8 protein-coding genes are annotated in these 9,486 nt (G+C 52.7%); 1 reads left to right on the top strand and 7 read right to left on the bottom strand.

Annotated elements, in window-relative coordinates; translation table 11 throughout:
• Positions 1-80: 80 nt before the first annotated feature.
• From J1785_RS07345 to J1785_RS07320, 6 genes are all read right to left on the bottom strand, one after another.
• Positions 81-815, bottom strand: coding sequence for a pirin family protein (locus tag J1785_RS07345; protein ID WP_129953612.1), 735 nt, complete (start codon positions 813-815; stop codon positions 81-83).
• A gap of 70 nt (positions 816-885) precedes the next feature.
• Entirely contained in the window at positions 886-2,619 is a 1,734-nt protein-coding gene (locus tag J1785_RS07340) for an ABC-F family ATP-binding cassette domain-containing protein (RefSeq protein ID WP_217219141.1), read from the bottom strand.
• A gap of 287 nt (positions 2,620-2,906) precedes the next feature.
• Entirely contained in the window at positions 2,907-4,145 is a 1,239-nt protein-coding gene (locus tag J1785_RS07335; RefSeq protein ID WP_129953610.1) for an MFS transporter, read from the bottom strand.
• 137 nt (positions 4,146-4,282) lie between these two features.
• On the bottom strand, positions 4,283-5,206 hold the full coding sequence (locus J1785_RS07330; protein ID WP_217219140.1) for an alpha/beta fold hydrolase: 924 nt from the start codon (positions 5,204-5,206) through the stop codon (positions 4,283-4,285).
• A 73-nt stretch (positions 5,207-5,279) separates the two neighbouring features.
• On the bottom strand, positions 5,280-5,882 hold the full coding sequence (locus tag J1785_RS07325; protein ID WP_217219139.1) for a TetR/AcrR family transcriptional regulator: 603 nt from the start codon (positions 5,880-5,882) through the stop codon (positions 5,280-5,282).
• Positions 5,883-5,969: 87 nt separating this feature from the next.
• Positions 5,970-6,647 (bottom strand): SDR family oxidoreductase, encoded by a 678-nt coding sequence (locus J1785_RS07320; RefSeq protein WP_217219138.1) that lies wholly within the window; start codon positions 6,645-6,647, stop codon positions 5,970-5,972.
• A 348-nt stretch (positions 6,648-6,995) separates the two neighbouring features.
• Between J1785_RS07320 and J1785_RS07315 the strand changes: the two genes are divergently transcribed.
• Positions 6,996-7,769: a DUF3750 domain-containing protein gene (locus tag J1785_RS07315; RefSeq protein ID WP_129990986.1), complete on the top strand. Its 774-nt coding sequence runs from the start codon at positions 6,996-6,998 to the stop codon at positions 7,767-7,769.
• 49 nt (positions 7,770-7,818) lie between these two features.
• On the opposite strand, the gene J1785_RS07310 is transcribed toward J1785_RS07315, so the two are convergent.
• Positions 7,819-9,486, bottom strand: a 1,668-nt coding sequence (locus J1785_RS07310; protein ID WP_217219137.1) for an NAD-dependent malic enzyme, incomplete at its 5' end; no start/stop codon positions are given.

The raw sequence follows: 9,486 nt of genomic DNA, 5'->3' as shown, positions 1-9,486 counted from the left end.
ATGTTAAATATTAATTTGGTAGTACCTTAAAAGCCCCGGTTTAACGACTGGGGCTTTTATATTTTAAGTATCAGATTTCTTTACTTCCCGCTGATTGCCCCTTCCAGAATGGCTTCCGCACCCAGGCAAACGAGGAAACAGACCAGGGTAGTCTCTCGTTTTGCCGAGGCGGCAGGCAACGCACTTTCCTCATCGCTGATCGCATCACCTTTTGACAGACTGACGTCCGCAATGCTGATTTCGCCATCCATGACATACAACCATTGTGCAAATCCCGCATGTGCCGGAATCTCCGTGGTACTGTTTTCATCCATACGGATATCATAAATATAGACCGCCTGTCGGATTTCAAGCGGAGATTCAATCCCTTCCGGCGCGGCCAGCAGCGTCCATTCGTTTTGCTTAACGCCGTCCGGGCGCTCCATAAACTGCACGCGGCCTTCGAGGTCTGCCTTGCGCGGACGAATAAAAATCTGCAACATTTCAGCCGGTACCAGCGGCGTGGATTCCTCATGCCAGAAGCTTTCTCCGGCATTCATCATCATCAGTTTTTTCGGCGAAAGCGAGACACGATGACCGGCAGAATCTTCATGTACCATCGACCCGCGCCACATATAGCTGAAAATTTCATCGTTGGTATGCTCATGCATTTTCACCAGCGTACCCAGTTCCAGATTGGCATGATCGATAACACTTAGCGGCCCGAACGCCTCATCGCTATTTTCTGGCACTATTTTCCCGGGACGCATACGGCGGATGCGGAACGGACCGTATTCGAAAGTGGTTTTAGGTTCAGCACGTAAAACGTTAAACATAATATCTCCGGCAGGAACAGGTATGCATTGTGTCAGTAAAAATAAATATTCTGTTGCTTAACATAGGTCTTTAAAGCAGATCCAGCAACGCATTCAGTTCAGCAATCTGTTGTTGCCACTGGCGTTGCAGTTCCGGTTTCTGGTGCTTTGGCTTTCGCGCCAGGTCATTTTCCAGTTTATTTTCCAGATCCGTCAGTCGCGTCAGCAGTTGTTCCTCTTCTGCATCCTGAATCGCCACGTCTGCCCGCATAACTTCAGACACCGGCGTGTGGGCAGGCGGAGCGCTGCCCGCCAGGATGGCATACACCGGTGCGGGTGAATGCCATTCTTCCAGACGCTGCTGATCTATCAGCCAGAAGCGGTTACAACTTTGCTCGATCAACGTCCTGTCATGGGAAACCATCAGCACTGCACCGCTGAAGGTTTTCAGCGTTTCTGCCAGTTCCTCTTTGCCTTCCAGATCGAGATGATTGGTCGGCTCATCAAGTAACAAAAGGGAATAGTTTGCCAGCGTCAGGCCGATAAATAGCAGACGTGACCGTTCGCCACCGCTAAGTGTGCTCACTTTTTGCTGATGACGGATATACGGAAATCCCGCCCCGATCAGCGCCATTTTTCGCTGTTCTTCGGTCAGCGGCGCGAAACGTGCCAGTGCAGCAGAAAGCGAATCGTTATCCTGCAACTGATGCTGGTTTTGATCGTAATACCCTATCCGTACACGCGGGTGGAAAACCACACCACTGACCGCGGTTTCCGGGTGAATAAAAGCCTGCCATACGCTGTGCAGAAGGGATGATTTACCGCAGCCGTTACGCCCGACAAGCGCGATGCGGTCGCCACTTTTTACCCGCATTTCATCAAGAGTAAACAGCACGGGCGCATCAGCTGCCGGCCGCACCAGCAAGTCAGAGAGTGCCAGCACGCGATCCGCCGCCAGCACCTCTCCGGTCAGTCGCAGTTTCCACTGACTGCCTGCGGTGACATCGGTCTGATCTTCCTTCATGCGCACCACATGTTTTTCCATTTGCTTGGCTTTACGCGCCAGCCCTTCGTTGTCGTAAACGCTGCCCCATATAGCCAGACGTTTGGCGCTGAGCGTCACACGGTCAATTTCCTTTTGTTCGGCCTTGCGGCGCAGCGCGTCTGCCATGTCTTTTTCTTCCAGCGCATGTCGTGCCTTAGTACAGGGCAGGCGGATAAATTGCAGCGTTTTATCGCGCAGGATCCAGGTGGCGTTGGTTACGCTGTCCAGCAGGCTGCGGTCATGGGATACCAGAACGAAGCTGCCCGTCCAGTTTTTCAGAAACTGTTCCAGCCACAGTAATGTCGGCAAATCCAGATGATTACTCGGTTCATCGAGCAGCAGTAAATCTGGCTGGCGGATCAGTGCCCTCGCCAGCAACAGTCGGGTATGCTGGCCGCCGCTGAGCGTGCCCGCCGTCAGTTCCCAGGCATTCTCGTCAAAACCAAGATTCGAAAGCAGCACCTGCGCCTGCCAGACTTCAGGCTGATGCAAGCCGCCGGGGAGATGATCAAGCACCGATTCCAGCAGGGTGCAATCATTGAGTCCGGCAGGAAGTTGTTGTTCGACGCGCGCCATCAGGCAATGATTCGCCAGCGTCGAAGTGCCGGAGGAGGCCGCCAGTTCGCCGCTGAGAATTTTCAGTAGGGTGCTTTTACCGCAGCCGTTATGGCCGATGAGACCTATGCGGTCGCCTTTTTTCAGGCCAAAGGAAATGTCAGCCAGCAACGGGCCAAAGGCATTATCGAAAGATAAAGATTGTGCAGATAATAAAGTTGTCATGATGCTTACTCAGGTTTTCAGGCGCAAAAGTGCCTATCGTCAAAAAAGCGGACGATAACCGGTAAGCCGGAGGGAAGTACTCAGGGTGTCAGTTAGCTTCGCTCAAGCCGGTTATCGCAGCAAGGTGCCGGAAATGCCTGAGCAATGACGATCGCTAAGAACGAGTGAAATTAAAAAAACTTCACGGGTCAGCATGGCAATCCTCCTTATATAACGTTGATGAATGAATAAGCTGATTATATTGAGAATTATTGAATTATTCCAGTTTTGACAATCCCGCACCGCGTTTACGGTGTGAGCACCTCATTTTCCAGTTTCTGCCGTTGACGCAGGCCCGGGAACCACGTCATCCACAATCCGACCACGATCAGCGTGCCGATACCGCCAATGGCTGCGGCGGGAACCGCGCCTGCCCAGGCAGCCAGCAGACCGGATTCAAATTCACCGAGTTGATTTGAGGTATTGATGAAGATGGAATTCACCGCACTGACGCGCCCGCGCATGTCGTCCGGTGTGTCGAGCTGCACCAGGGCGCCGCGGATCACCATGCTGATCATGTCGAAACCGCCGAGAGCGAACAGTGCAAGCATTGATAACCAGAGCGAGGTGGAAAACGCAAAGACCAGCGTGGCGGCACCAAACCCTGCAACCGCAGCGAACATAATCTTCCCGACATTACGGTTGAGTGCGCGGTGGCTTAGCCAGAACCCGACGATCAAACCGCCGACCGCCGGTGCGCCGCGCAATAGGCCTAATCCCCACGGACCGGTATGCAGAATGTCGTGAGCGAAAATTGGCAGCAGAGCTGTTGCGCCACCGAGTAAAACGGCGAACAGATCGAGCGAAATCACACCCAGCACATCCGGTCGGGCGCGGATAAAGCCAATGCCCGCAAACAACGTTTTGAAGGTTGCCGGAACACGGCGCGGCGGAGCCTGTTCATAGCGTAAACGGCTGACCATCATGATAGATAACAGGTACAGGCAGGCGCATACGCTATAGGCCACGCCCGCTCCCGCAACATACAAAAAGCCGCCGAGCGCCGGGCCGACCATCGACGCAGCTTGTCCGGAAACGCTGGTGGCGGCCATGGCGCGGGCCAGCAAATTCGGTGGCACCAGTGCGGGTAACATCGACTGCAAGGACGGAGCTTCCATGGCTTTAGCGGTGGAAATCACAAAAATCAGGCTGAGCACGATCACTTCATTGACATGATGCGTCAGTGTCAGATAGGCCAGTGCACCAATCGCTACCCATTCGGCGATTTGCCCGAGCAGCACCACGCGGCGGCGGTCAAACTGATCAGCCACGTGACCGGCGACCAGCGCCAGCGCAACGGAGGGTAAAAATTGCACCAGTCCGATCAGCCCGAGATCAAATGCACGGCCGGTGATCGAGTAAATCTGCCAGCTCACCACAATGGAGAGCATCTGAAAACCAAAGCTGGATGCGGCACGGGCAATCCAGAAAGCCACAAATGAACGGTGCTGTAACAGCGAATCCGAATTAACGGAAGAAGCAGACATGACAAATCCCTGAATATGAAAGATGCCGTGTCTGCGGTCGGTAACGACTCGTTAGCCCGGCAATTATTTTATGAACAAATAATTAACAAACAATCTGAGTTGTATATTTATCACAAAAAATTCAGCAAATCTTCATCTCACATTGTGAAGAAACTATGCAATTCGCGCGCTAAAACTCCCGGCTGTTCTTCTGCAATGAAATGGCCGCTGTGAGGGATGATGATGCCGGTTACATTTTCGGCGAAAGCGCGCAGGGGAATCGCCATGTCCGGGATTGACCCCTGGTCGGCGCTGACCGCCAGTACCGGTATTTTTAATTTTCCGTGACGGTTCAGTTCGCGGTTCTGTTCAGCCGATTCTGTGACTGACCGGTAATACGCCAGTCCGGCACGCAGGCCGCCACTTTTCAGGAACGTGCGCAGATATTCGCTGATATCGTCGTCAGTAAAAGCATCCGGCGCGGCAGTTTTACGGCGTAAAAACCAGTCGAGATACACCCGTTCATTACCGGCGATCAGCGCTTCAGGCAGATCAGGCAATGTGTGGAAAGCAAAATGCCAGGTTTTCCACGATTTGTCAGGTATAACGGGCAGCGCGTCCGGCAACGTGATCCCGGGGATCCCTGCGTCCAGCAGTGCAAGCCGCTGCACTTCCCCGCCATACATCGCGGCATAGGGATACGCCACCCACGCACCGACATCATGTGCTGCCAGCGAATAATGCTTGTGACCGAGAAGCTGCATTAATCCGTGGGTTTTCTGCGCCAGGCTGCGTGTGTCGTAACCGGTCTGCGGCCGGTCCGAATCGCCCTGTCCGGGCAGGTCCGGTGCCACCAGCCAGTAATCTTTTGCGAGCGATTTCATCACATTGCGCCACGCGTACCAGGTTTGTGGAAAACCCGCCAGGAGCAACAATATTTTGCCTTCCGGATTTCCGCCGCTGACATAATGCAGCCGTACACCGTCGACGGTGGCGTAACGATGCGTAAAACCGGAAAGGGCAGGGTCAGCGGCAGCAAAAGGCGCGGCAGTTATCACCGCGGACGGGACGATATCAGTCATAATAAGTTTCCTTAACGTCAGTGGATTAAAAATATAATTAGGAAATGATTGATTCCTAAATGGGGAAAAATTTTTAATCGAGGATTTTTAGTGCCAGTTTCAGCGTAGCTTCGCTGGCTTCATTGTTTTCAACTTTACCGGCGACACGCATGCCTAAAACGATCCATAACATCAGGGACGAGGCGGCCTGCGCATCAATGCCCGGCGGGACAGAACCGTCCTGCTGGCCCCGTTCAATGAGGGAGGCCAGGAACAATTTGTTGCGCAAAATGGCCTGACGCACCAGCGTGGCGAGTTCTTCATCCAGCGTGAGTAATCCGACGGTACTGCCGACGACGAGACATCCGCGACGGCCTTCAATTTCATGGGAAGAACGCAGGTAAAAGCGCAGCACCTCGGCAATGCGTTCACGGCCGGTGGCGACACGCTCAATTTGCTGGCGTAACTGTGTATTGCGCAGCGAGGTGTAGCGTTCAAATACAGTGAGAAACAGGGTGCGCTTATCGCTGAAGGCTTTGTAAATGCTGCCTGCAGTGAGATTCATGGCCTGACTCAGATCACTGATGGATGCCGCATGAAAGCCTTTTTCACGAAACACCGTCATGGCGTTATCCAGTGCAAGTTCAGTATCAAATTCACGCGGACGACCGCGATCCTTCGGGCAGGAAGATGTCATAAAAAAACCACCATTAGGAAGCGTTTATTTCCTAATGGTGGCATTAACACAAAAACCGATCAAGCCGTTTGTCAGCTCAAACCCTTTTTACCAGCGCAATTCACGGCCTGAATACTCAACAAAATGATGGCCGCCTTTGCCGCGCCAGGCTTCGAACTGATCGACAATGCCGGTGGCACTTTCAGTGATGGTCAATGTGGCATTTTCACCGCCCATATCGGTCTGTACCCAGCCCGGATGAACGGAAAGCAGAGTCAGTTCTTGTTTTTCGATCTGTTGATACAACCCGCGGGTCAGCATATTCAGTGCGGCTTTACTGGCGGAATAAAGCGAATAAGTCGCCGCTTCATTTTCATTGAGGCTCGACAGTTCAGAGGTCATCAGCGCCAGAACACCGGTGCGGTGGTTCAGGAAAGGCAGTAATTCACCGGCGCAACGGACCGGGGAAATAGCATTAGTCAAAAACAGCTGAATAATTTCTTCATCGCTGGCCTGATGAATATGCTGATGATCCGGACCAAAGATGCCTGCATTCACAAAAATCAAATCAAAATGGCTGTCTGAAAGTGCGTCTTTCACCGCCTGTCGTGCTTCGGATTTATTAATATCCAGTTTTACCCATTCAACAGACGCCGGGGTTTTGGCCGGAACGGCATCACGCGTGGTGGCGGTCACCTGCCAGCCGCGTTTTGCGAGGACCTCGACCACACCCAGACCGATACCGCGTGATGCGCCGATGATTAATGCCTTCTTAGAGTCAGTCATATTCATCCTTTAATAATCAATGCGTTAATGTGAATTTATTGTTTCCATTTAATGCGCGAAATCTCTTCAGTATTGCAGGCAGTATGAGCCAGCATAGCGGGTGCAACAATGGGCTGGAGTCTGATTTTGCCCGGATTACATAACGTGGCTTACTGGATAAATTCGTCACGCCTTGCCGGAGTCTGGCTTAAACCGATGCCTTTACAACGAATGACAGCACGACAGGGGGGAATTAATGAGGTACAAATAATTCTTTCAGCTACGGCGTGTCTTCGGACATATAAGTTGTCCTGTAAATCAGTTGTGCAGTTGTGAACTTCCGAACTCATGTCAAAGGTGAATAAAAGTATGATCGCCATAAAATGGGTAAGTTTCGGGTTTGTTTTGGTTTTATTGCTATCTTTCGGATACAGCTACGCCAAAGCGACACAAACCCGGGCAGAACCCGCCGGCCAGAGCTGGTCAACGGCACGACGCACTTCGGCCGGTATTGCCCCGGATCCCTCCAGACTCAAAAACATCGCCATTATCCAGATTTATGCCGCACCGACCTATGGCTGGCGCGGGCTGGTGGCGGTTCATCCGTGGATAATTTATAAACGTGAAGGGGAGACGGAATTTACCCGCTATGACGTAATCAGCTGGGGCAGCACTGACGTAGTGCGCCGAAATTACGCGATTGCAGACGGATATTGGTTTGGCTCGCAGCCACGCATACTGGTTGATCACCGTGGTGCGCAGGCGCAAATGATGATCCCAAAAATAGAAGCGGCAATCAAAAGCTATCCGTATCCGCATACCTATCATGCGTGGCCGGGCCCAAACAGCAATACCTTTATGGCGCACATCGGGCGCGTAGTGCCGGAGCTGGCGCTTGATCTTCCTTCCAATGCGATCGGCAAAGATTACCGCGGGATCACGAATCCGATCGGTTTACCGCCATCGGGGCGCGGCGTGCAGGTCTCTTTACTGGGGGTATTGGGCGTGACGCTCGGTGTGGAAGAGGGACTGGAAATCAATGTGTTAGGATTGAATTTAGGTATTGATGTGAAGGATCCGGCACTGCGTTTGCCGTTTGTCGGGCGTGTAGGTTTCGATAATCCGGGAAAAGCGGAACTTTAACGGTGTCATTACGAAACAGGCCGGCATGGAGATACCGGCCACACATACATCAGAATGACGAATGCTTATAAGACCGGTATTCCGGTTTCCAGAACTCGGCATTAAGACGGCTTTGTAATTCCTCCTCTGTAACGTTCGCCGCCACGCCTTCCTGTTGTGCGACGCGGGCAACTTCTGCGGCAATGACTTTAGACACATGCTGAATATCGGCAATAGCCGGTAATAATGAGCCTTTGCCTGTCGTCGCCAGCGGAGAAAGGCTGGCCAGAGCCTGACTGGCGGCCAGCAACATGCCATCGGTCACACGGCGTGCTCCACAAGCCAGAATGCCTAATCCCAGCCCCGGGAAAATGTAAGCGTTGTTGCATTGCGGGATTGGGTAAGTGTGATCCTGATAATGTACCGGTGCGAACGGGCTGCCTGTCGCCATCAGCGCGGCACCTTCAGTCCAGGCGATGACATCCTGTGGCCGTGCTTCTGCGCGGGAAGTCGGGTTCGAGAGCGGCATGATGATAGGGTGAGGGCAGTTGTGGTGTATCTCACGGATAATCTCTTCGGTAAATAATCCCGGTTGCCCGGACACGCCAATCAGAATGGTCGGTTTGGAATGGTGCACCACGTCCTGCAACGAGATATTCTGGCTATCCACATTCCAGTGAGTGATTTTATCTTTATCTGTCACCAGTTTGCGCTGAAAATCGAGCAAATTCGGCATGTCATCTGTCAGCAGGCCAAAGCGATCCACCATGAAAACCTGGCTACGCGCTTCGTCTTCTGTCGCCCCCTCTGCCACCATCTGTGCGATGATTTTCTCAGCGATACCGCAACCGGCAGAGCCTGCGCCAAGGAAGGTCACACGGTGATCACGCAGTTGGGTGCCTGCGGCATGACTGGCAGCAATCAGACAGCCCAGCGTGACCGCGGCGGTGCCTTGAATATCATCATTGAAACAGCACAACTCCTCACGGTAGCGCTCCAGAAGTGGCATGGCATTGGTCTGTGCGAAGTCTTCGAACTGGAGGAGCACATCCGGCCAACGGGTCTTTATCGCCTGAATGAACATATCTATAAATTCATTATATTCGCCGTCGGTAATACGCGGATGGCGCCAGCCCATGTACAGCGGGTCATCGAGTCGCCGGGCGTTATTGGTCCCGACATCAAGCATGATTGGCAGTGTATTGGCCGGGTTGATGCCCCCACAGGAAGTGTAAAGCGAAAGCTTGCCGATAGGGATCCCCATACCGCCAATCCCCTGATCGCCCAGTCCAAGGATACGCTCACCGTCAGTGACGACGATCACCCGGATGTCGTTTTTGGAGAAATTTTGCAGCATTTCGTCGATATGAGCGCGGTCAGGGTAAGAGATGAACAGACCCCGCGCGCGGCGGTAGATATCTGAAAAGTGCTCACAGGCTTCGCCGACCGTCGGGGTGTAGATAATCGGCAGCATTTCTTCCAGATGTGAATTCACCAGGTTATAGAACAATGTTTCATTAGTATCCTGGATATTACGCAGATAAACGTGCCTGGAAATATCGCGTTTAAAATCACAAAACTGGGAATATGCCCGGTCGGTCTGTTCGCTGATGGTTTCGACCTGATTGGGCAACAGCCCGTTGAGATTAAGTGCCAGACGTTCATCACGGCTGAAGGCGGAACCTTTGTTGAGCAGCGGATTTTCGAGTATCAATGAACCTGTGGAGTGGGTGTAGAG

The sequence above is a fragment of the Rahnella perminowiae genome, from assembly GCF_019049755.1.
Lineage (GTDB): Bacteria > Pseudomonadota > Gammaproteobacteria > Enterobacterales > Enterobacteriaceae > Rahnella > Rahnella perminowiae.
The sequence above is the reverse complement of the archived record's forward strand: the minus strand, read 5'-3'. Positions and strand labels throughout refer to the sequence as shown.